This window comes from Enterococcus rotai, assembly GCF_001465345.1.
Classification (GTDB): Bacteria; Bacillota; Bacilli; order Lactobacillales; family Enterococcaceae; genus Enterococcus_L; species Enterococcus_L rotai.
On record NZ_CP013655.1, the window covers coordinates 3079338 to 3101010 of the forward strand.

A 21673-nucleotide genomic window follows, 5' to 3' on the forward strand; every position below is an offset into this window, starting at 1 on the left:
TTTTTAGGTCTTACCTAAGGTGTGAGTGACTGTTTCTTTTTGACTAATTACCGTACTTAACTAGTTGCAACTGATTTAAAGTTGATTTGTAACCTTATTTTTTGAAAAAGTGATACACTGTTATTCTACATATTAATTGAGGACGTGATCAAATGACAACAACTATCGGTATTGCTGGAAATCAAATTATTCAATCGGTTGATGTATTTAACGGAAACCATGTGAGTTATACGCCACAAGGATTTGTGACGGCTGTTCAAAATGCAGGCGGATTACCTATCATTTTACCTATCGGTGCAGAGGAAACTGCTGCTGCCTATATTTCTAAAATCGACAAATTATTGTTAGCAGGGGGACAAGATATTTCGCCTGATTTCTTTGGAGAAGAGCCACATCCTAAACTTGAAGAAACGAATCGAAATCGTGATCTCTTTGAATTGGCTTTAATCAAAGAAGCGATCAAACAACATAAACCGATTTTTGCTGTTTGCCGTGGCATGCAATTAATCAATGTTGCGCTAGGTGGAACTTTATATCAAGATTTATCGTTATACACTGACTGGACTATAAAACATGGTCAGCAACCAACACAACCACAATTCGCAACTCACAGCATTCAAATTGAAGAAGACAGCACTTTGTATCAAGTATTTGGACAAACATACCGCGTCAATTCTTATCATCATCAAGCAATCAACACGTTGGCATCGTCTCTAAAAATCACTGCAAAATCGGCAGATGGGATCGTAGAAGGAATTGAAGCGATTGATGCGAGCCAACGATTGTTAGGCGTTCAATGGCACCCAGAGCTTCGCTATGAGGTTGACTCTAAAGAATTTAAATTATTCGACTATTTTGTAAATCAATTATAAAAATAAAGTACGGTAAGAAATCGACAACTATCGATCTTCTACCGTACTTTTTAATTAGTCTATTTTGATTTAGAAATCAAAATTATCTGGATCAGGACCTAAACGCTCATTTGTATTCAGGTTGTTGATTTGTTCCATATCTGCTCCGCTTAATTCAAAGTCAAAAACATCAAAGTTTTGTTTAATCCGTTCCTCATGAACTGATTTTGGAATTACGATGATATCACTTTGCAAATGCCAACGGATGATCACTTGAGCTGCTGTTTTATTGTATTTTTTACCGATCTCAACTAACGTTGGATTTTCTAAAATTTTGCCTTGTCCTAATGGAGACCACGCTTCAACTGCAATGTTGTTCTCTGATAAAAATTTACGTAATGGTTCTTGTGTCAACGTAGGGTGAATTTCGATTTGATCAACCATTGGAACGACTTTAGCTTCTTTCAACAACTCTTCAAGATGATGTTCATGGAAGTTTGATACCCCGATCGCTTTCGCACGACCACTTTGATAGATTTCTTCCATAGCACGCCAAGAATCCTTATATTTACCTTCTACAGGCCAATGGATCAAATAAAGATCAACATAGTCCAAACCAAGTTTTGTTACACTTTCATCAAACGCTTTTAGCGTTGACTCATAACCTTGATCTTCATTCCATAATTTTGTTGTTACGAAAATGTCTTCTCTTGGAATACCTGATGCTCGAATCCCTTCACCAACACTGACTTCATTTTTATAAGCTGCAGCAGTATCGATCAAGCGATAACCAGCTTGCAAAGCCCATTTTACAGAATCAACTGCTTCCGCTCCGTCCTTCACTTGCCAGACCCCTAAACCTAAACGCGGAATAATTGAACCATTCGCTAACTCTTTTGTTTTCTTAAATGACATCTTTTTTTCATCCTTTCTTTGAAAAAGTAATACTAATTTTAGTATACTCCTTAAAATATCAGAAGCAAAATATGTAGATTATATGGGCGTAACTTTTACTTTTCTATTGAAAATAATCCTTACTAACCATTTACTCTAATTGGTTAGTTCGCGTATCGAATTAATTCTTATTGAGTACTCATTCTTTTTCAGTTCATCAATCGTTGAGCAATTATCTTTTTGTCGTTCATTGATTTCCTCCTTACTATATTCATCATGATTCGTTAATTGATAAACTGCGATCAATTGATTTAATTTTTCAGCATATTGGATATCCGTAGCATATTTTCCAGTCAAAAAAGCCGTTGCTTCCTGATAATTGTTTGTTTCGTTTTTCCAAGCCCCTTTATAAAAATCAGAATTTCCAACTAATCCCTTTTTTAACAAGCGAGCATAATCTTCTAAAGATTCTTCATATGACGGATAGTGCCGAAATAGTGCCTCAATGATATAAAAATGACCTTCACCATCATCTTCTTGCGTCTCCATGACGATTGATCTGCCTTTATAATCTCCTTTAATTCCAAATAAATTGTAAAATGGCGCCTCAGATAAACGACTACTGCCAGCTCCTGACTCTAAAATTGCTTGGGCAATCATCACCGAAGCATACAAGTCATATTTAGATGCAAGCCTTTCAGCAAAACCACTAATAGCCTGAATAAAGTCTTCTATTTTTTGATTTTTGATCAATAACGCTGTATCCACTTCCTCATCCACCTTCTCAAAAGTCTTATCAGCTAGGTATGAGGTAGGCACTTCAACTACTTGTTCTTCTTTTACAGGTTGATTTTCCCTTATCTCTTCATTGCGATTTTCCAAATAGTTTGATGAATCTGTCGTTTGAGATCGTTGCAGCTCTTTAATTGGTGCACCAACAGCCAAACTTGGTAATGTTATTGTAATCATCATTAAAATTGTAAACAACACTTTCTTTTTCATGAGCATCTCCTATTCTTGATCATTCTTCTAAAATAGTAATACGCAATTAATTTCCTTTCTGATCAAAAATAGCTCTATTCTTTCTTGTTTAAGTACAAAAAAAGAAAACAACAAATGACTTTGTCGTTTTCTTTTTTGATTGATCAAAAATTAATCTTCCTCGGGTAACTCTATTTTTTCAATTGTATTGAAATTATCAAACTCTGAGTCAATACTGACAATGACTTTTCCTTTTTTATTTTCACCGATAACCTTTGTTACCATTTCTTTTACGTTAAATGTTTTTTTATCAACACTTACATTCATTGTAATCGTCAAATCATCCTCCGTATCAAAACCTGTAAATGAAATATTATAATATTTTTTCAATGTTTTATATAATTTTTTATCATAACCATCATACATGAAATGATACTCATCATCCGTCGTTTCAAACTCTAGATCTTCTGATACTAACCCAAGTAATTCTAATGGCACACTATAATCAGCTTGGTTGCTAAATTCTTTGGCATCAACCTTTGCTGTTTTCTTCCAAACACCAGGTCGATCTTCTAAGTATGCTTTACCATCCTTAATGATAAATTCAAGTTCTTCTCCATCTGCATTGGTTGAATCGATACTATACGCATTATTTTTGCGATCAACTTCTGAACTCATTTCAACAGCTGAGTTATTTTTTTGTCCTAAGGCACTCACTTTTACACTAAGATCCATATCTAATGAATAGCTGTCTATCTTACCTTCCTGTGCGTCCATCCGCTTAAGTGTTGCTTCTTTCGTAAGTGGCTTATTGCAACCTGCCAATGTTACTAATAATACAAAAACCAAAATAAATTTTTTCATCTTAACTCCCCAACTCTTTTTAGTATATTGAATAAAATAATCCCCTAGAATTCATTATACTAAACCTAAATTCAAAATACGAGTGCTTTTCTAAATTGTCTTGACTCAATAAAAAAAACGTCAAAGCGAACCTTGACGTTTTTTTATTTATTATACGTTTATATTTCTAACCCAGCCAGCTGGAGCGTCTACATCTCCAAACTGAATGCCAGTCAACTCATCATAAAGTTTTTGTGTTACTGGACCGACTTCTGTTTCACTGTAAAATACATGAAAGTCATCATATGTTTGAATCCCTCCGATTGGCGAGATGACTGCAGCCGTTCCACAAGCACCAGCTTCTTTAAATTGATCTAAAGAATCAATATAAACATCTTCCTCTGCAGCTTCCATTCCAAGATTATGCTCCGCTAAATAAAGTAGCGAATACTTCGTAATACTTGGTAGTATTGAAGGGGATAACGGTGTAATGAAACGATCATCTTTAGTGATTCCAAAGAAATTAGCAGAACCGACTTCTTCGATTTTAGTATGTGTTTTGGGATCTAGGTAAATACAATCTGAGAAGTGTTTTTCCTTAGCTTCTTCGCCAGGCATAAAACTAGCTGCGTAATTTCCACCAACTTTAATTGCTCCAGTTCCTTGAGGGGCAGCACGATCATAATCAGAAAAGATAAAGTTCGTTGGTGTTAAACCTCCTTTAAAATAAGCACCTACAGGCATACAGAAAACTGTAAATAGATACTCAGGAGCAGGTTTTACACCGATCCCTTCTCCAACACCGATCAAAAGCGGGCGAATATATAACGTAGCACCACTACCATATGGCGGAACAAATGCCTCGTTCGCTTTTACAACTTCTTCAATTGCGTGGATAAATTTAGCTTCTGGAACTTCAGCCATCAATAATCGCTTCGCACTACGATTCATTCGTTTAGAATTTTCGTCTACTCTAAATAAATTGATTGATCCATCTTTACAGCGATAAGCTTTTAGCCCTTCAAAACATTGCTGTCCGTAATGTAATGCTGCTGAACCTTCATGAATATGCAATGTATTATCTTCTGTTAACGTTCCTTCATCCCATTGGCCATTTTTCCAAGTTGAAATGTAGCGAAATGGTGTTTTTATATAATCAAAGCCTAAGTTATCCCAATCAATTGTCATATGATCACTCCTTATTTTCAGAATATTGTAACACATTTCCAATGAATTTGTTAAGCTTTTTACAGAAATAATGACATCTTTTTTCAAATTCAAGTATAATGATAGAGTAATTATCGCTAAAAAAGAAAGTTGGGATTTCCTTGTTTAATATTGGCCAATCAGGATCCAATACAACGGTTGACAGTACCATGGATTCTGCTCTTGATATCAAAGCTGTCACTGAAAACAAAGTCAATGCACTGCAACGTTTTTGGAATGGAATCAATTGGGATCAAATTATTGCAACATTGATTGAAAAAGTGATTTACCTATTATTTCTTATTTTACTTTTTGCCCTGCTTAACCGGATAGGTAAAACACTTATAGATAAAACATATGGCAACTACAGTAAAAAACAATCTTTCAGTGAAAGTCGTTTGAAAACACTACATACACTGATCAATAACGCTTTTCAATACACGCTCTTTTTCTTTTTCATTTACTCACTACTTACGGTGATCGGCGTTCCTGTCGGTTCACTTCTTGCAGGAGCTGGGATTGCTGGTGTGGCAATTGGTCTGGGAGCACAAGGCTTTATGAATGATATTATCACTGGTTTTTTTATCATTTTAGAACAACAAATGGATGTTGGCGACTATGTACGTTTAACTGCTCTTGGCATTGAGGGAACAGTTACTGCCGTTGGTCTTAGAACAACCCAGATGAAAGCATTAGATGGAACTGTTCATTTTATTCCTAACCGAAACATCACCACAATCAGTAACCTTTCTAGATCAAACATGCAAGTCCTGATTGATGTGCGTATCATGCCAGATGAAGGGTATGATCAAATCACAGCGCTTATTGATCAAGTCAATCAAGAATTGAAAGAAAAATATGCTGAGATCATTCAAAATGGTCCAACGATTTTTGGAATGGTTGATTTAGGAAATGGAAATTTTGCCGTTCGTACAACTATGTACGTTTTAAACGGAAAACAAGCACCGATCAGAGAAGAGTTTTTAGCACAGTATGTAAAAACACTATCTGAAGCAAACTTCACCATTCCAAATACACCGATTACATTAAAATAAAGAAATGATCCTGGCTTTTTACAGTCAGGATCATCTTTCTATTTATCCAAAAATTTCAAAAAATGACTGATATGTTCTACTGCAAATGGAATTGCTGCTTCTTTTGGTTCAAACTTAGCAGAATGCAGACCATAAGGACTATCAACTCCGAGCCAAAACATTGTGCCAGGAACCTTGGATAATAAATACCCGAAGTCCTCACCCGTCATAGCCACTTCTGCCTCTTCAAATACAACATCAGGCTCTTGTTTCATAAAGGAGATAAATTTTTCTGTTGTTTGCGGATCATTAATTACAGGAACATACCCTTTTTGATCTAATGATACAACGACCTCGCAGTTAAATGACTTTGCAATTCCTTCGCCAATTTCTCTGATTCTGATTTGAGTCAATTGGTTCATCGCTTCTGTTAATGTCCGAATTGTGCCGGATATTGTTGCTTCACCTGCAATCACATTAGTCGCTGAACCAGCATGAAAGGTACCAAACGTCACTACCGCTCCCTCAACTGGATCAACATTTCGGCTAACGATTGTTTGAGCTTGTTGAACTAGACTCATTCCAGCTACGATCATATCATTTGAAGCGTGAGGAAATGCAGCATGACCGCCTTTCCCCGTTAAAGTGATTTGAACTTCGCAAGTTGCTGCAAATAGTGTGCCGACCTTCGTTGTAATGTGCCCAACTGGTAACGCTGGATTTACATGCAGACCATAAAATTCATCTGGTAACCAAGCACCAAAAGCTCCCGCCTCATACATCAACATACCGCCCGCTTCATTTTCTTCTGCTGGCTGAAATAAAAATAAGTAATTATTTTCAGGTTGCTCAACTGTCATTTGTTCCAACAAGCCTAAACCGATTGTCATATGAAAATCGTGTCCGCAAGCATGCATATATCCCTCATGCTTAGATTGGAAATCAGATGCTACCTCTTCAGTAATTGGCAAGCCATCAATATCAGCACGCCAACCAAACGTTTTTTTGGGATTCTTGCCATGAACAAAAACCATGATTCCAGTTCGCCATGTTTTATACTCTATAAACTCTTTATCAAGCAACAGGATAATTTCTAATAAGTGTTTTTGTGTTTTTTCTTCTTCCAGACCAATTTCTGGTATTTGGTGAAGTTGTCTGCGAATCTCGATCAATTGTTCTTGAATCACTGTTCATCTGCCTCTTTTCTATTTCTCTATATCTTATTGTTAAATAAAATAATTCTTCTGTCAATCCTTGACTAAGAGAAATTTTCTGACTTTTAGCAAATTTAACCTTATTCAGCTTTTATAAGTGCTCTAAATAGTGTTGAGCAAATTCACTGATTTTCTCTAAATCAATTCCTTTTAGCTTGTTTTCAGGGCTTACGGGAACCCATGAAGGCTTATAACCGCCGAACGATACAATTTCAATCGCCTGTGCCCGAATTGCTTCTGGAATACTTGCTGCAATCACCGCTTCTGTTGTTTTTGGTTTTGAATTACATAAATAACAAGCAATCGTTTTAGATAATAAGTCTGTTTGATTTTTTTTCAAAAAATCTCTGATCGGTTTATACATTTTATCGTTTCGTACACCTGCCCCAATAATCACATGAGTAAATTCCTCTATATTTGGTTGGACTTGATCAATATCAATGATTGTTGTATTCTCTATTTCTTTCCCTAAACGTTGTGCACATTCTCTTGATGCACCAGACTTAGTTCCATAAATAATCACTGTTTTCATTTGATTCACCCTCGATTCCTGCTTTGCTTTACAGTTAATAGGAAGCTTGTTATGATAGATTTAGCTAATTATATTTCGATATAAAAGAATCTCGTCGAACGAGATAAATTAAGCATAAAGGGAGGAAGCTTATTTGTCAAACAATCAAAACCCGCAGACTAACCAAACAACTGATCAACTCACCACTTTATTACGAGGATTTGGCTCACGTTCTATTTTACATCAACAAGCAATCGTACAATCTTTAGGAATTCCAGCCAATGATTATATCTCAATCGACCTATTGAACGAGCTAGGCCCACTTACAGCAGGAGAATTAGCCGATAAAACTGGTTTATCTACTGGAACCATTACTGCTTTGATCGACCGATTAGAAAAAATCGGCTATGCTCGACGAGAAAAAGATCCAAATGACCGAAGGCGTGTGATTATTGTACCGACATATGACGACAGAGAAGAAATAAAAAGTGCCTATCAACCATTAGATATTGCTATGCGACATTTAGCACAAGAGTATTCTGAATCAGAACTAGAACTGATCAATCATTTTTTAGCAAAAGCTGTTTCCGTGCTCGATGATCAATTACAGAAACAATAAGAACATGTGACATTACTAAAAAAGCCAACTAAAATTTCATTTAGTCGGCTTTTTTTGATTATTTCATAATATCAATCAAGTCTTTCTTAGATGCGGCAGATGCTGGCATATAACTAAAGATAACACCGATCAGAACCGAAATCCCTACAGCTAATCCTATTGTAAATAAATCCGGACGTACTGCGAATGGTAGAAAGATCGAGGAAACAACGCCTAAGATCATTCCTAGTAAATAACCGATCATCCCACCAAGGAGTGTCAACGTTAGCCCTTCAGCTAAAAATTGTTTTCGGATATCTTTTTCTGTAGCACCCAAAGCTCGGCGAATACCGATTTCTTTCGTACGTTCTGAAACAGAAATGTACATCATATTCATAACCCCCACCCCGGCAATAAACAACGAAATACCCGCGACAGCAGAAATGAAAAGTGTTAGATTATCCAAAATGCTCCCCATCTGATCAATATCTGATTTGGGATTATACACTTCATACTCCCCAATATTTCTCATGCTCCCATTGAAGTTGAGCTGTTTTAAGGCCTCTGAGGTTACTTGGGCTTTATCTTCACCTGCATCAATTTCCAAATCCAAAATTGATTGACTGTCTGGTTTATTAAAGTAGTGATCATAGGTTTTAATCGGAAAGTACGCTAACGGAGCTTGATTTTCCATGGACAAAGTGCCACTTTCACTCGCTTTGATACCTACGACTGTGAATAATTCATTCATGACTTCAAAGCCTTTACCAATCGCTTTTTCTGGCTCACCATACAGTTTCTGAGCCAGCACTTCATCAACGACCACAACTTTATTCAACGTTTCATTATCTTTAGGTTCTATTTGACGACCACTTAACAATGGAGCCGATGTTTGCTCAACCCGTTCTACTTTTTTTGTCAGTTTTTTACCTCGAACATTGAGTTCTATTTGACGTTCAGTCAATATAATTTTAGGTTTATAAAAAGCTACTTTTTTGATTCCTTTGACGTTTTTAATTAAATCTAAATCACTCTTTTTAAAGACTTCGCCTTCTTTAAATGCATTGGCGACATCATAATAGTTAAACGTAATATTACTAACATTTTCATTTGTATTGGTCATGGACATTTTGTCGATCATATCTCGTTTAAAACCATTACCTATGGATACGATCGTGATCACTGAGGCAATCCCGATAATAATCCCGAACATTGTTAAAAAGCTGCGTTTTTTATTTTTTAAAATTGATTTTAAGGCTGTCTTCCAAATGACGTAGTTTTTCATTTGATCAGCTCCTCTTCAACAATTGCCCCATCTTTGACCCGAATCAACCGATCACAGTAAGAGACCATCTCAGGATTGTGTGTTACCAAAATAATGGTTACACCTTCTTGCTTATTCAAATCCTGAAATAACTGCATGATATCTTCCGAGGTTTTTGAATCTAGGGCCCCTGTAGGCTCATCTGCGATAATAAATCTTGGAGAGTTCACAATAGACCTTGCTATGGCTACCCGCTGCTGCTGACCACCTGAAAGTTGTTTTGGGTATTTATTTCCTTTATCAGCTAAACCAACCTTCGCTAACACTTCTTGGACTCGCTTTTTTGTATCTGTATAAGCTGAACCATTATACAGTAGCGGTAACTCAACATTCTCAAAAACGGTGTTATTTTCGATCAAACTAAAGTTTTGAAAAACAAATCCTACTGATTGATTACGTATTGCAGAAAGTTCTTTATCAGAGAAATCTGTGATCTCTTTGCCTTCAAACAAATAGGTCCCTTCAAATTTTTTATCAATAAAACCGATCAGATTGATCAATGTTGATTTACCTGAACCAGACGGTCCCATAACTGCGACAAACTCTTTTTCTTTAATTTCAAAGTTGATATTTTTTAAAACATGTAACTTTTCTTCTTCTAAAGCATAATACTTGTTGATTTGTTCAAGTTTAATCATTTTCAACCACCTGCACTTCTGTATTATCTTTTAACACGTCGTCTGGGTTTCCAATGATTTTAGTGCCTTTTGTCACACCTGATTCTACATTTTTAACGCCATTCATCTCAACCACTTTGACATCCGTCTTCACTGCACGACCGTTTTTATAGATGAATACAAAAGTTTTGTCTTCTTTCGTAACAATTGATTTTTCAGGTAAAACTAGTTGAGGTTGCGGCAACGATACTTGAACAGATGAACCGTATGCCCATGGAAAGTCTCCCTCCACAATAAATTCATAGGTAGGGATCTCTGAATCAGCTCCATTTTTTGTTTTAGGCAATTGATTGATCGAACTGATTTTCCCTTGAGCGGTTTGGTTTGAACCAACGGATGTTACGCTGACTTCTTGCCCAGTTTTTAGTTTTGCTAAATCATATTCTGTCACAATCCCCTTTGTTTGTTTGGTCTTACTTAGTACTTGAACCAAAGGCTGCTCTAATGATTTTTTACCTGCTTCATTGACCATCGCGACACCATCAATTGTCGCTTTAACAGTTGACGTAACTTTTCCTTGTTCTGATTCTAAAGCGGCTGCTTCATCATTTACTTCCGTATTAGCTAAATCTAGTGCTTGTTGTGCTTGAATTACTTCATTATTTATACTAGTCACTTCTGTTTTTTGTTGTTCAACCTTGCTTTTAAGTTCTTCTTTTTTTTCTGGGTCTACTTCTCTATCAAATTCAGCTTTACTTTGATTTAAACTTGCTTGTGCTTCATTATAGCGAGTTTGCGCACGACTTAGATTCTGTGATGCTTGTTGAGCTGATAAACTACTTTTATTGACTGTTCTTTGTTGTTGGTCTGCTCTAGTTTGCGCTTCTCCATTTAAATAATTAAGTAAAACATCGCCATTTTTCACTTCTTGTTCATGTTTTACTGGAATGTCTGCAATTGTTCCTAATGTTTGGTCATAGAAAATATCCTCTGTTTGTGCTGCTTTCACTTCACCCTTTAAAAGTAATGGATCCAACTGATTTAACGTAAAAACATTGTAGCTAGGCTCCGTTTTTTTAGGGGAGGAAAAAAATAGAAAATAGCTTCCTACACATATTCCAACTAAAATACCACCAATAACTAATTTAAATTTTTTGCTTTTCATAATACTTGTTCCCCCTACTTAATCTTATATAATCGATTATAGCTGGAAACAAGCGGATAGAAAATTGAATAGTCATGTATTTGGCTTACACATTTGCAAGTTCAATATAACAACTCAACTTTAAACAAAAAAAGAGTGAGCCCAAACTATTACTAGCTATGACTCACTCTTTATATCGCTATTATAATTTACGTAATTCTTCCATCATATTCGTTTTACTTTTTGTTTTTGCATCGATATCTTTGATCTTTTTAGCAGGAACACCAGCAACAACAGTGTATGGTGCTACATCATTCACAACGATCGCCCCTGCAGCAACAACTGCACCTTCACCTACTCGAATGCCTTCCAAGATAACCGCATTTGCGCCGATCAAGACATTATCTTCGATTACAACCGGCTCTGCACTTGGTGGTTCGATAACACCCGCTAGCACAGTTCCTGCACCGATATGACAATTTTTGCCAACTGTTGCACGTCCACCTAAAATGGCGCCCATATCGATCATTGTCCCAGCGCCAATCACAGCACCGATATTGATTACTGCCCCCATCATGATTACCGCATTATCGCCAATCTCAACTTGATCTCTAATTGTTGCACCTGGTTCAATACGGGCATTGACTTCTTTGATATCCAACATTGGAATCGCAGAATTTCTTGAATCATTCTCGATGACATAATCAAGAATGTATTCTTGATTATCCTCTAAAAACTTTTTGATGATGTTCCATTCGCCAAATAAAGTTCCCGTTTTACAATTAGTAAAAGCTTGTATTTCGTCTGGAAAAGAGACTTCCTTCAATTTACCTTTTAAAGTAACTTTAACTGGTGTTTTTTTCTCAGCATTCCCGATATAGTTAATAATTTCATATGCGTCCATCAAATAACTCCCTTCAAATTACGTAGCTAATTCAGTATTAAAAATACTCTGCTACATTTAGATGTTTAGCTTATCAGAAAACTGAAAAAAAGTGAACAAAAATTAAATCACTTTCATTTCTCTAGACTCTTCATCTGATTTTGGTAAAATGATGTTTTTACGTTCTAACTCGTGAGCCATATGATTGATTGCTTTTAACAATTCTTTGCGTGTAATGATCCCTTTGAAACATTGATTGTTATCAACAACTGGAAGAAAAGCCGCATCTACTAATAAGTGAAGGACATCTTCTAGCTCCCATTGTTCACCGATCACTGGTACATTAACTTCCATGACATCTGCTACAGTAAAATCTTTTAATTTATCAAAATCAACAGATGTAATATCAAACATTTTATCCACTACATCAGATAAACTGATCAACCCTACAAAGCGATCACCTTTATCCAATACAGGGATTTTTGAATACTTTACTTGAGATAAAACTAATAACGCATGACTCAACGGATTTAAACACATCACATTTGCGACATTTTCCGCAGGGATCAAAAAAGTTTCTTGTTTTTCTAATAGTAATTCTTTTACAGCAGTTCCAATCATTTGGAGTGCCTCCATTTCATTTTCTTTGCCACAACTATCATTGTACAGAAAACGGATGCAAATGTCTTGAAATTCAAACTTTTTTCATAACTCTTAAAAAAAATTAACATTTGACCTTAGTTTCTTCATACTTGATTTTTGGCGAAACTAAATAAAGTGTTTGGGACGAAAGTCGTTTCTCTTTTTTATTAAATACGATAATCTCGAATAAACGGTGGAACAGAATAAGCCAGCATTCACAATAATTTGAAAAACGATTTTCGTGAATGCTGGCTTATTTCTCAACCTAAACGCTTCTTTACTTTTATTATTTCTTATTAAAAACAAAATGCAGTTCCTTAAATGGTTGGTGATCTCGTCCATAATATTGAACGATAAAGCGATCTGTCGTGCTTTCAATGATCGCATATGATTTTAGTTGAATAGCTCCTCTGGGTTGGCTAATACTTCCTGGATTCAAATACAGAACATTGGTCCGAACCTCACAACCAATTTCATGAGTATGACCAAATAATACAATAGTCGCTTTGACTTGTTCCGCTTTTAAAGCAAGAGTAGTCAAGCCAGAACGCACATTAGCCAGATGACCGTGTGTCATAAAAATCGTATCTTCACCTATTTTTTCTACGATAGTCTCAGGAAACTCAGAGGTATAATCACAATTCCCTCTCACGACGATAAAATCATTCCATAATACATCGTCAGCTTCCAATTCAGAATCACCACAATGAAACAGCTTATCTACTTTTCCACGATAAGTCGCGGCTAAATCAACCAATACGTCTCGATCACCATGATTATCACTTACCACTAAATACTTCATGCACACCCTCCTAGTTTTTCAACCAATTTTCCCATTGATCTTTTAGTTTCGCTACTGCTAACCCTCTATGGCTGATTTCATTTTTGCGCTCATCCGAAAGTTCCGCTGCTGTTTTTTGCTCTTCAGGTACGAAAAATAATGGATCATAGCCGAATCCATGATCACCACGCGGAATCGTACCGATTTCGCCTGCCCAATCACCTTCTACGACTAAGCTCTCTTTGTCTGGGGCTGCAAACACGAGCGTGCAATGGAATGTCGCTGTCCGTTTTTCCTTAGGTACTCCAGTTAATTCATGTAGTAATTTAGCGTTGTTTGCAGCATTATTCGTTGGTTCGCCAGCAAAGCGGGCTGAAAATATTCCTGGCATGCCATCTAACGCATCGACAATCAAACCTGAATCGTCAGCTAAAACAGGTTGTTTTAAAATAGCAGCAATTGTTTCTGCTTTTAAACGGGCGTTTTCTTCAAACGTTCTCCCTGTCTCCTCAACATCGGGTAATTCTGGATAATCTAATAGCGTTTTTACTTGATAGCCTTTTTCAGCGAAAAGTTTCGTGAACTCTTTGGCTTTTCCAGGATTTCTTGTTGCAATCACGATCGTTTTATCTTCTATTGGAAAACTCATTTCACTTGCTTGATACATTAACGCTTCTTTTTGGTAGGCAATCAAATGTTCAATCCCGGTTTTGCCATAGAATAATAACGAGTTTAGTTCATCCCCTGAAAAAGTCGCTTCTTCCCCTGTACCTTGGAGTTCAACAAAATTACCCGATTCAGTCATAACCAAGTTCATATCTACAGCGGCTGTTGAGTCTTCTGTATAGTCCAAATCAAGAACACATTGACCATCATTTAAAATCCCAGCACTAACAGCTGCTAAGTACTCTTTGATTGGATCTTCTTGTAAGTCGCCATTTTTCAGCATTTTAGCTACTGCGATTTTCATAGCAACAAATGCGCCTGTAATACTTGCGGTTCGCGTGCCACCATCCGCTTGGACAACGTCACAGTCTACGATAATACTTCTTTCACCCAATTTTTTTAAATCGATCACTGCACGTAATGAACGACCGATCAAACGTTGAATTTCCATTGTTCTACCTGTTAATTTTCCTTTGGCACTTTCCCGGATATTTCTTGTATTTGTCGCTCTTGGAAGCATACTATACTCTGCGGTCACCCAACCGGTCCCTTCGCCTCTTAAAAATGGTGGAACCTTTTCTTCCACAGTCGCAGAACAAATTACTTTGGTATCCCCAAAAGAAATCACGACAGATCCTTCTGGATGTTTGTAAACATTTGTCTCAATGGTGATTTTTCTTAATTCTTTCGCCTGTCTTCCATCATGTCTGATCATCATTCATTTCTCCTCATTTCTCAATAGGTAAGCGAACTTGCTCAACAGTTATCGTTTCTAAGTTTAACCAATCATCAGCAATCGCTTTAAACATTTTCGCTGATCCAGTCGTATAAAATTCATTCGCTTCATTTGCATAGTTTGGCGTATTCGCTATATCAAAATAATCTAATAACATACTGACTTCGCTTACCGTTTCAGCCCCTGAATCAATCAATTTTACGTGACTTCCCATAACATTTTGGATTAAAGGGCGTAATAATGGATAATGCGTACAGCCTAAAATCAATGTATCTAATTTTTTCAATTGTAGTGGATTTAACGTTTCTGATACAACTTTTTTCGCTACAGAAGAGTGAAACTCATTACTTTCAACGATTGGAACAAATTTTGGACAGGCCAAACTTGAAACAAATGTATTCGGCGCTTTACTCTTTAATGCTGTTTCATAGGCAAGGCTTTTGATGGTTCCAGCAGTTCCAATCACACCCACACGATTATTTTTTGTTGCTTTTAAGGCAGCTCTTGTTCCAGGTAAAATCACGCCTACAACTGGGATATCCAATTGAGCTTTAATTTCTTCTAAGGCAACTGCAGTCGCTGTATTACACGCAATCACTAACATTTTAATGTTCTTCTCTAAAAGAAAATTGGTCATTTCCCAAGTAAATTGCACGACTTGCTCAGCCGGCCTAGGACCATACGGACAGCGTGCTGTATCACCAAGATAAATCAAACGCTCATTCGGAAGTTGCCTCATTGCTTCTTTTACTACCGTAAGTCCACCGACTCCGGAATCTATAAATCCTATTGCTTCATGATTATTCAAGTCAATCAACCTTTACAGTATTTTTTCAACACTCTTATTTTCTACTTTTTGGTGTTTTTTTTCAAGTTTTATTATCGTTTCTTCTATTATATCATTCTTTCTCTAATAATTTTTTATTTGATTATTCGTGTTGAAATTGTTCTTCTTTTTCAGCATTTCAAAAAAAACTGGTAATCTCATTTTTCATATGTTATAATTTCTAACATTAACAAACAGATAGATTTATGATGAAATCATTAGATATAAAAGAAAACTGTTTTTATAAAAAGAAAATAGGATAGTGCATTTTTTTCTCAATAAAACCTATTCTACATACACTATTCATTATTAAGTATTTCTTATCATTTTCTCAGTTTAACTTTTTAACGTTCTTTTTTTCATTTTTATCCAATCTATTCAATCCCTGATAAATCAACAATCATTATAAATGATGTGATAATTTTATACATAAAGGAGAATGGCTATGATTTCGTTGGAACATGTAAATAAGTATTTTGGGGACCATCATGTATTGAAAGATGTTTCTTTAACGGTCAACGAAGGAGAAAAAATTGTCATCATCGGACCTTCTGGCTCCGGTAAAAGCACTCTGATCCGTTGTATCAATCGTTTAGAAAAAGTTACCGACGGACACATATTAGTCGATGGCATCGATATCACAGAACCTAAAGCTCCCGTTCAAAAGGTTCGTCAAAAAGTAGCAATGGTTTTTCAAAGTTTTAACCTCTATGCACACAAAACAATTATTCAAAATCTTACATTAGCACCCATAAAAGTCAAAGGTGTCAGTAAAGAAGAAGCAACTAAAACAGGAATGGAATACTTAGAAAGAGTCGGTTTAGCAGATAAAGCAAATGCCTATCCTGCCCAGCTTTCTGGTGGGCAACAACAGCGTGTCGCGATTGCCAGAGCCTTAAATATGCATCCGGAAATCATCTTGTTTGATGAACCAACCTCAGCTCTTGACCCAGAAATGATCCAAGAAGTTTTAGATGTAATGGTTGACTTGTCTAAACAAAATATTACGATGATTTGCGTCACTCATGAAATGGGTTTCGCTCGTCAAGTCGCTGATAAAGTGATTTTTATGGATGATGGGCAAATCATCGAAACAGGAACACCAGAACATTTCTTTACTAGCACTGAAAACGAACGTGCTAAAGAGTTCTTAAGTAAAATCATTCATAATTAATACAATAAAATAGACCTAAGGAGGAATTTCAAATGAAAAAAACAAAAAAAATATTCGGTGCATTGTCCCTTGCATTATTACTCGGCTTGATTGTCGGTTGTGGTAGTGGCGAAGATAAAAATTCGACTGATTCTGGTAACAAAGGAACGACTGATCTTCAAAAAATCAAAGATGCTGGTGTAATTAAAGTCGGTGTCAAAGAAGATGTTCCGAACTTTGGTTATATGAATCCTGATACGAATAAAAATGAAGGTATGGAGCCAGATATCGCGCGCTTGATTGCAAAAGAATTAACTGGTAGTGAAGAGAATGTTGAGTTTGTTGGTGTGACTGCAAAAACTCGGGGCCCGTTATTAGATAATGGCGAACTGGATATGGTGATCGCAACGTTTACCATCACCGATGAACGGAAAGAAACCTATAATTTCACAACGCCATATTATAAAGACGAAGTTGGTTTCTTGGTTAGAAAAGCAGACAAATTTACCGACACTGCTAGTTTAGATGGTAAAACAATTGGTGTCGTTCAATCCGCAACGACCAAAGAAGCCATTGAAAAGCAGGCAAAGGAATTAGGTGTAACATTCAAATATCAAGAACTAGGCTCATATCCTGAACTAAAAACAGCCTTAACATCTAAAAGAATCGATGCTTTTTCAGTAGATAAATCAATTTTAACTGGTTATGTAGATGATAGTACAGAAATTCTGAAAGACGGTTTCTCACCACAAGAATACGGAATCGCTACGAAGAAAGCAAATACGGAATTAAACGATCAGTTAAATAAATCCATTGAAAAATGGGAAAAAGACGGTACTTTGGAAAAAATCTACAAAACGTGGAATCTGGACTAATTTTTCCCGATTCTATACAATTTCGTTAGAATTTGGGAGGAAATCAAATGTTCATTATAGCGAATTCAGGGCCATTTGCGCTTTATCGTTGGGAAGCTTTACTTAAAGACTGGAGACTTTTTGGCGATGCTTTCCTTTATACCATTTTACTTGCGGTCGGATCATTGATCGTGGCGATGTTATTAGGGATATTTTTTGGGAGCCTCTCTGCGATGCACAACAAATTATTGAATCTAATCAGCCGAATTTATGTTGAATTTTTCCAGAACACCCCATTGTTGATTCAATTTATCGTTGTTTATTATGGTTTCCCATTGATTAGCCCAATGCTAACTTTTTCGACAACAACGATTGCGATCATCTGTGTGGGGCTTTACCATGGTGCCTATATCTCAGAAGTTGTTCGTTCTGGGATCGGTGCTGTACCTAAAGGGCAATTTGAAGCAGCTTATTCGCAAGGTTTTTCTTATGGAAAAACAATGCGCTATGTTGTACTGCCTCAAGCTTGGCGGATTATGCTACCGCCGCTTACAAATCAAATCGTAAATTTAATCAAAAACACCTCAACCGTTGCGATTATTTCGGGTGCAGATGTGATGTTTACAGCAAATAGTTGGTCTTCGATCAACCTAAACTATATTCCAGCTTTTGCGCTAGCAGGGTTCCTTTACTTTATCCTGTGCTTCCCGTTAGCTAAATTGGCTCGGAAATTAGAAGAAAATAATAAGAAAGCTTATACCAGATAGGAGGTCGCAAATATGTCTTTTTCAGAACAAATGAGTCAACTTCTCACCGGCAATAACTTGCGCTTTTTATTCGATGGGTTGAAGCTTACTCTTTACATTTCTTTTGTATCAATTGTTTTAAGTACGATTTTCGGTACTATTTTAGCTGTTTTAAGAAATCAAAAAAAAGGTCCTTTAAAGTTTCTAGCTAGTTTATATATCGAAATCGTTCGTAATATACCTAATTTACTATGGATCTATGTTATTTTCTTAATTTTTAAAATTAAGTCTACTCCTGCTGGAATTGTTAGCTTTACTGTTTTTACAACCGCAGCTTTAGCTGAAATTATCCGTGGTGGTTTAAATGGTGTTGACAAAGGACAAAAAGAAGCCGCTCGTTCTCAAGGATTTAGTAATTTTCAAATTCTTATATATATCGTTTTACCTCAAGCCATTCGCAATGTATTGCCCGCAATCGTTTCTCAATTTGTGACGGTAATTAAGGATACTAGTTTTTTATATTCCGTTATTGCGCTACAAGAGCTCTTCGGGAAATCTTATATATTAATGGGTCGCTATGCTCAAACAAGTCAAGTTTTTGCAATTTATGGCCTTGTCGCCTTGATGTATTTTGTCATTAATTTTTCGATTTCTCAGTTTTCAAGATGGTTATCTAGAAATTGGGCTTAATCGACTAAAAAAAGTTCCGCAAAACTATTTTTAGTTTTGCGGAACTTTTTTCTTTTAGCGAATCGTTACAGCAAATTGCTCCACTAACGCTTTTTCTACTTTTTCCATTGATTGATTGATCTCTTCATCAACCAAAGTTGCTTCAGCATTTACAAACGTCAAGCTATAAGCCATTGATTTTTTCCCTTCAGCGATATTCTCCCCTTGGTAAACATCAAATAAGTGAACGGATTGCAAGAATTTTCCAGCATTTCTGGAAATAGTTCCTACTAATTCTTGGCTTGTTACTGATTCGTCGACCAGTAAAGCAATATCCCGTGAAACTGCTGGGAATTTTGAGATTTGTTGATACACTAATGCGTCATTTTCTTCTGCGATGATTGCTTGAAGATTTAATTCAGCGGCATATGTTTCTGGAATCTCGTATTCTTTTGCTACAGTTGGATGAACTTGCCCGATGAATCCAATGACCGTATCATTCAATTTTACCAAAGCCGTTCTTCCTGGATGTAGATCTTGATTTTCTTTTGTGGCTTCGTAAGAGATTTTATTTAAAATCCCGACAGAGTCAAATAATTCTTCAAGCATCCCTTTCACTGTGTAAAAATCAACAGGCGTTTCCTTTGTTTGCCAATCTTTCACTTTACTATTCCCAGATAAGACAATCCCTAGATGGTTCTCTTCATATGGCAATTCTTTTTTAGGATCGTTGTCTTGATAGAAAACTCGTCCAACCTCATAAAGTGCGATATTGTTGTTTTTACGGGCAACATTGTAGGCTACGTCATCTAATAATCCTGAAATCAAGTTCATTCTTAAGACAGAACGTTCTTCACTCATCGGCCACTGTAGACTTGTTGTTTGGCTTTCTCTCATCATAAATTGACGAGATTTTTCCTCAGTTGTCAAAGCATAGCTAATTGCCTCACTGGCCCCGCATCCTTCAAGTAAACTCTTAATCTTACGAACTAATAGTTGTCCACTCGTTAAGCTCCCTGCCACCGTCTCACCTTTTGGCAATGTGGAAGGTAAGTTATCATACCCATAAATCCGTGCCACTTCTTCGATCAAATCAGCTTCGATCTTAATATCCCAGCGTCTAGGTGGAACTGTCACAGTATATTTTTCTTGATCAAGTACATAGTCAAAACCTAATGTGTCAAAAATTTCACTGACCGTTGTTTGATCCATTTTAGTTCCTAGATATTCATTGATTCGTGAAATCGTCACACTTACAATAACCTCTTCAAGTGTTACTTCTGAGCCAATCGCTTTACCTGAAACAACTGTTCCTCCAGCTAATTTAGCGATCATCGCAGCAGCCACATCCCCAGCTTCACCAATCGTTGCATGATTGATCCCTTTTTCAAATCGGCTAGAAGACTCACTCCGCAAATTGAACTCTTTTGATGTTCTACGAACGGATAGTGAATTAAACAAAGCTGACTCCAAAGCTACAGTTGTTGTTTCATCAGTAATTTCTGAGTTGGCTCCACCCATAACTCCAGCCAAAGCAACAGGAACTTGCCCATTTGTAATGACGATATTTTCCTCTGATACTTTGCGTGTTTCTCCATCTAACGTGACGATTTCTTCGCCTGTTTTACCACGTCTTACTAAAATAGCTTTACTTGCTAGTTTATCATAATCAAACGCATGTAACGGTTGTCCGAATAATAAAAGAATATAGTTTGTGATATCAACTACATTATTGATTGGGCGAATCCCCTCATTCATTAAACGTGTTTGCAGCCATAATGGGCTTTCAGCGATTTTTACATCTTTGATGACTCTGATTTGGTAGGCTGGTGTATCTTCTTTGTCGGTCGCTTCCACAGAAATGTAATCTGCAGCTGTTTCACTTGTATCCTCTTTTAAGGGCTCATCATTAAACTTGGGTGTTTGACGGTAAATAGCCCCAACTTCATACGCAACACCACGCATACTCAATGCATCTGCACGATTTGGCGTGATCGATAATTCGATAATATGATCATCCATATCTAAGTATGAAAAGACATCATCGCCATTAACAGCATCTTCCGGCATATAATAGATTCCATCTGAATAAGCTTTAGGAATTACATTATCTGAATACCCTAATTCTTGTAAAGAACAAATCATGCCGTTCGAAACTTCTCCACGCATTTTACCTTTTTTGATTTTTTGATTCCCTGTTATTCGAGATCCAGGTAACGCTACGATTACTTTGATCCCTTCTTTCACATTAGGTGCACCGCATACAATTTGCGATAATTCTTCTTCACCGATATCCACTTGACAAATCGATAAATGATCTGAATTAGGATGAGGAACACATTCTTTGACCTCACCAACGACGATTTTTTTCAAACCATCTTCTGGAACTTCAACGCCTTCAACTTCGATCCCTGTCAAAGACATTTGATCAGATAATTCTTTTGCTGAGATTTTTGATAGATCTAAATATTCACTTAACCATTTATAAGAAACTAACATC

22 protein-coding genes are annotated in these 21673 nt (G+C 36.5%); 7 read left to right on the forward strand and 15 right to left on the reverse strand.

Translation table 11 applies throughout. The annotated features are described in order from the left end of the window. Positions 1-152: 152 nt before the first annotated feature. A complete protein-coding gene (locus tag ATZ35_RS13720) occupies positions 153-872 on the forward strand; it encodes a gamma-glutamyl-gamma-aminobutyrate hydrolase family protein (protein WP_208927733.1) in 720 nt (239 codons plus the stop codon). Positions 873-941: 69 nt separating this feature from the next. On the opposite strand, the gene ATZ35_RS13725 is transcribed toward ATZ35_RS13720, so the two are convergent. The 4 genes from ATZ35_RS13725 to ATZ35_RS13740 all read right to left on the reverse strand — a co-directional run bounded on the left by ATZ35_RS13725 (position 942) and on the right by ATZ35_RS13740 (position 4757). Next, on the reverse strand, positions 942-1766 hold the full coding sequence (locus ATZ35_RS13725) for an aldo/keto reductase (RefSeq protein WP_208927734.1): 825 nt from the start codon (positions 1764-1766) through the stop codon (positions 942-944). Between the two features lie 135 nt (positions 1767-1901). Then, positions 1902-2747 carry a glucosaminidase domain-containing protein gene (locus tag ATZ35_RS13730; protein WP_244148170.1) on the reverse strand — a complete coding sequence of 282 codons (846 nt, stop codon included), beginning with the start codon at positions 2745-2747 and terminating at the stop codon, positions 1902-1904. 150 nt (positions 2748-2897) lie between these two features. Continuing rightward, positions 2898-3590 (reverse strand): membrane lipoprotein lipid attachment site-containing protein, encoded by a 693-nt coding sequence (locus tag ATZ35_RS13735; protein ID WP_208927736.1) that lies wholly within the window; start codon positions 3588-3590, stop codon positions 2898-2900. 150 nt (positions 3591-3740) lie between these two features. After that, positions 3741-4757 carry a branched-chain amino acid aminotransferase gene (locus ATZ35_RS13740; protein WP_208927737.1) on the reverse strand — a complete coding sequence of 339 codons (1017 nt, stop codon included), beginning with the start codon at positions 4755-4757 and terminating at the stop codon, positions 3741-3743. 188 nt (positions 4758-4945) lie between these two features. On the opposite strand from ATZ35_RS13740, the gene ATZ35_RS13745 reads away from it, so the two are divergent. Beyond that, positions 4946-5830: a mechanosensitive ion channel family protein gene (locus ATZ35_RS13745; protein WP_375179448.1), complete on the forward strand. Its 885-nt coding sequence runs from the start codon at positions 4946-4948 to the stop codon at positions 5828-5830. A 38-nt stretch (positions 5831-5868) separates the two neighbouring features. Here the strand turns inward: ATZ35_RS13745 and ATZ35_RS13750 are convergent, their stop codons facing one another. Both ATZ35_RS13750 and ATZ35_RS13755 read right to left on the reverse strand, forming a co-directional pair. Continuing rightward, a complete protein-coding gene (locus ATZ35_RS13750) occupies positions 5869-6996 on the reverse strand; it encodes an N-acetyldiaminopimelate deacetylase (protein ID WP_208927739.1) in 1128 nt (375 codons plus the stop codon). Positions 6997-7114: 118 nt separating this feature from the next. Next, a complete protein-coding gene (locus ATZ35_RS13755; RefSeq protein ID WP_208927740.1) occupies positions 7115-7555 on the reverse strand; it encodes a flavodoxin domain-containing protein in 441 nt (146 codons plus the stop codon). A gap of 133 nt (positions 7556-7688) precedes the next feature. Between ATZ35_RS13755 and ATZ35_RS13760 the strand changes: the two genes are divergently transcribed. Further along, positions 7689-8153 (forward strand): MarR family winged helix-turn-helix transcriptional regulator, encoded by a 465-nt coding sequence (locus ATZ35_RS13760; RefSeq protein WP_208927741.1) that lies wholly within the window; start codon positions 7689-7691, stop codon positions 8151-8153. 58 nt (positions 8154-8211) lie between these two features. Here ATZ35_RS13760 and ATZ35_RS13765 read toward each other — a convergent pair whose 3' ends face one another. From ATZ35_RS13765 to racE, 8 genes are all read right to left on the reverse strand, one after another. After that, complete coding sequence (locus tag ATZ35_RS13765; RefSeq protein ID WP_208927742.1) at positions 8212-9417, reverse strand: ABC transporter permease; 1206 nt, start codon at positions 9415-9417, stop codon at positions 8212-8214. Then, positions 9414-10094, reverse strand: coding sequence for an ABC transporter ATP-binding protein (locus ATZ35_RS13770; RefSeq protein WP_208927743.1), 681 nt, complete (start codon positions 10092-10094; stop codon positions 9414-9416). Before ATZ35_RS13770 ends, ATZ35_RS13765 begins: the two co-directional genes overlap by 4 nt. Further along, positions 10087-11238, reverse strand: coding sequence for an efflux RND transporter periplasmic adaptor subunit (locus tag ATZ35_RS13775; RefSeq protein WP_208927744.1), 1152 nt, complete (start codon positions 11236-11238; stop codon positions 10087-10089). Before ATZ35_RS13775 ends, ATZ35_RS13770 begins: the two co-directional genes overlap by 8 nt. A gap of 181 nt (positions 11239-11419) precedes the next feature. Beyond that, positions 11420-12121, reverse strand: coding sequence for a 2,3,4,5-tetrahydropyridine-2,6-dicarboxylate N-acetyltransferase (dapD, locus tag ATZ35_RS13780; protein ID WP_208927745.1), 702 nt, complete (start codon positions 12119-12121; stop codon positions 11420-11422). A 102-nt stretch (positions 12122-12223) separates the two neighbouring features. Continuing rightward, complete coding sequence (cbpB, locus tag ATZ35_RS13785; protein ID WP_208927746.1) at positions 12224-12721, reverse strand: cyclic-di-AMP-binding protein CbpB; 498 nt, start codon at positions 12719-12721, stop codon at positions 12224-12226. Positions 12722-13028: 307 nt separating this feature from the next. Next, positions 13029-13544 carry a metallophosphoesterase gene (locus ATZ35_RS13790; RefSeq protein ID WP_208927747.1) on the reverse strand — a complete coding sequence of 172 codons (516 nt, stop codon included), beginning with the start codon at positions 13542-13544 and terminating at the stop codon, positions 13029-13031. 10 nt (positions 13545-13554) lie between these two features. After that, on the reverse strand, positions 13555-14904 hold the full coding sequence (gene rph / locus ATZ35_RS13795) for a ribonuclease PH (RefSeq protein ID WP_244148248.1): 1350 nt from the start codon (positions 14902-14904) through the stop codon (positions 13555-13557). A gap of 13 nt (positions 14905-14917) precedes the next feature. After that, entirely contained in the window at positions 14918-15733 is an 816-nt protein-coding gene (gene racE / locus ATZ35_RS13800) for a glutamate racemase (RefSeq protein WP_208927748.1), read from the reverse strand. A gap of 463 nt (positions 15734-16196) precedes the next feature. Here racE and ATZ35_RS13805 point away from each other — a divergent pair, with 463 nt between their 5' ends. The 4 genes from ATZ35_RS13805 to ATZ35_RS13820 are packed head-to-tail and all read left to right on the forward strand — an operon-like array spanning position 16197 to position 19194. After that, complete coding sequence (locus ATZ35_RS13805) at positions 16197-16925, forward strand: amino acid ABC transporter ATP-binding protein (RefSeq protein ID WP_208927749.1); 729 nt, start codon at positions 16197-16199, stop codon at positions 16923-16925. A gap of 32 nt (positions 16926-16957) precedes the next feature. After that, the gene (locus tag ATZ35_RS13810; protein ID WP_208927750.1) at positions 16958-17779 is read left to right on the forward strand and encodes a transporter substrate-binding domain-containing protein; all 822 of its coding nucleotides are present in this window, start codon (positions 16958-16960) and stop codon (positions 17777-17779) included. Positions 17780-17826: 47 nt separating this feature from the next. Beyond that, on the forward strand, positions 17827-18525 hold the full coding sequence (locus ATZ35_RS13815) for an amino acid ABC transporter permease (RefSeq protein ID WP_208927751.1): 699 nt from the start codon (positions 17827-17829) through the stop codon (positions 18523-18525). Positions 18526-18555: 30 nt separating this feature from the next. Continuing rightward, positions 18556-19194 (forward strand): amino acid ABC transporter permease, encoded by a 639-nt coding sequence (locus ATZ35_RS13820; protein ID WP_208930498.1) that lies wholly within the window; start codon positions 18556-18558, stop codon positions 19192-19194. Positions 19195-19248: 54 nt separating this feature from the next. On the opposite strand, the gene pheT is transcribed toward ATZ35_RS13820, so the two are convergent. Then, positions 19249-21672: a phenylalanine--tRNA ligase subunit beta gene (gene pheT, locus ATZ35_RS13825; protein WP_208927752.1), complete on the reverse strand. Its 2424-nt coding sequence runs from the start codon at positions 21670-21672 to the stop codon at positions 19249-19251. Position 21673 lies beyond the last annotated feature (1 nt).

Bases quoted from the DNA above. Each gene is read 5' to 3' on its own strand.
- ATZ35_RS13720 (WP_208927733.1), top strand. From the start codon at position 153: ATGACAACAACTATCGGTATTGCTGGAAATCAAATTATTCAATCGGTT.
- ATZ35_RS13725 (WP_208927734.1), bottom strand. From the start codon at position 1,766: ATGTCATTTAAGAAAACAAAAGAGTTAGCGAATGGTTCAATTATTCCG.
- ATZ35_RS13730 (WP_244148170.1), bottom strand. From the start codon at position 2,747: ATGAAAAAGAAAGTGTTGTTTACAATTTTAATGATGATTACAATAACA.
- ATZ35_RS13735 (WP_208927736.1), bottom strand. From the start codon at position 3,590: ATGAAAAAATTTATTTTGGTTTTTGTATTATTAGTAACATTGGCAGGT.
- ATZ35_RS13740 (WP_208927737.1), bottom strand. From the start codon at position 4,757: ATGACAATTGATTGGGATAACTTAGGCTTTGATTATATAAAAACACCA.
- ATZ35_RS13745 (WP_375179448.1), top strand. From the start codon at position 4,946: ATGGATTCTGCTCTTGATATCAAAGCTGTCACTGAAAACAAAGTCAAT.
- ATZ35_RS13755 (WP_208927740.1), bottom strand. From the start codon at position 7,555: ATGAAAACAGTGATTATTTATGGAACTAAGTCTGGTGCATCAAGAGAA.
- ATZ35_RS13765 (WP_208927742.1), bottom strand. From the start codon at position 9,417: ATGAAAAACTACGTCATTTGGAAGACAGCCTTAAAATCAATTTTAAAA.
- ATZ35_RS13770 (WP_208927743.1), bottom strand. From the start codon at position 10,094: ATGATTAAACTTGAACAAATCAACAAGTATTATGCTTTAGAAGAAGAA.
- ATZ35_RS13775 (WP_208927744.1), bottom strand. From the start codon at position 11,238: ATGAAAAGCAAAAAATTTAAATTAGTTATTGGTGGTATTTTAGTTGGA.
- dapD (WP_208927745.1), bottom strand. From the start codon at position 12,121: ATGGACGCATATGAAATTATTAACTATATCGGGAATGCTGAGAAAAAA.
- cbpB (WP_208927746.1), bottom strand. From the start codon at position 12,721: ATGATTGGAACTGCTGTAAAAGAATTACTATTAGAAAAACAAGAAACT.
- ATZ35_RS13790 (WP_208927747.1), bottom strand. From the start codon at position 13,544: ATGAAGTATTTAGTGGTAAGTGATAATCATGGTGATCGAGACGTATTG.
- rph (WP_244148248.1), bottom strand. From the start codon at position 14,904: ATGATCAGACATGATGGAAGACAGGCGAAAGAATTAAGAAAAATCACC.
- ATZ35_RS13805 (WP_208927749.1), top strand. From the start codon at position 16,197: ATGATTTCGTTGGAACATGTAAATAAGTATTTTGGGGACCATCATGTA.
- ATZ35_RS13810 (WP_208927750.1), top strand. From the start codon at position 16,958: ATGAAAAAAACAAAAAAAATATTCGGTGCATTGTCCCTTGCATTATTA.
- ATZ35_RS13815 (WP_208927751.1), top strand. From the start codon at position 17,827: ATGTTCATTATAGCGAATTCAGGGCCATTTGCGCTTTATCGTTGGGAA.
- ATZ35_RS13820 (WP_208930498.1), top strand. From the start codon at position 18,556: ATGAGTCAACTTCTCACCGGCAATAACTTGCGCTTTTTATTCGATGGG.
- pheT (WP_208927752.1), bottom strand. From the start codon at position 21,672: ATGTTAGTTTCTTATAAATGGTTAAGTGAATATTTAGATCTATCAAAA.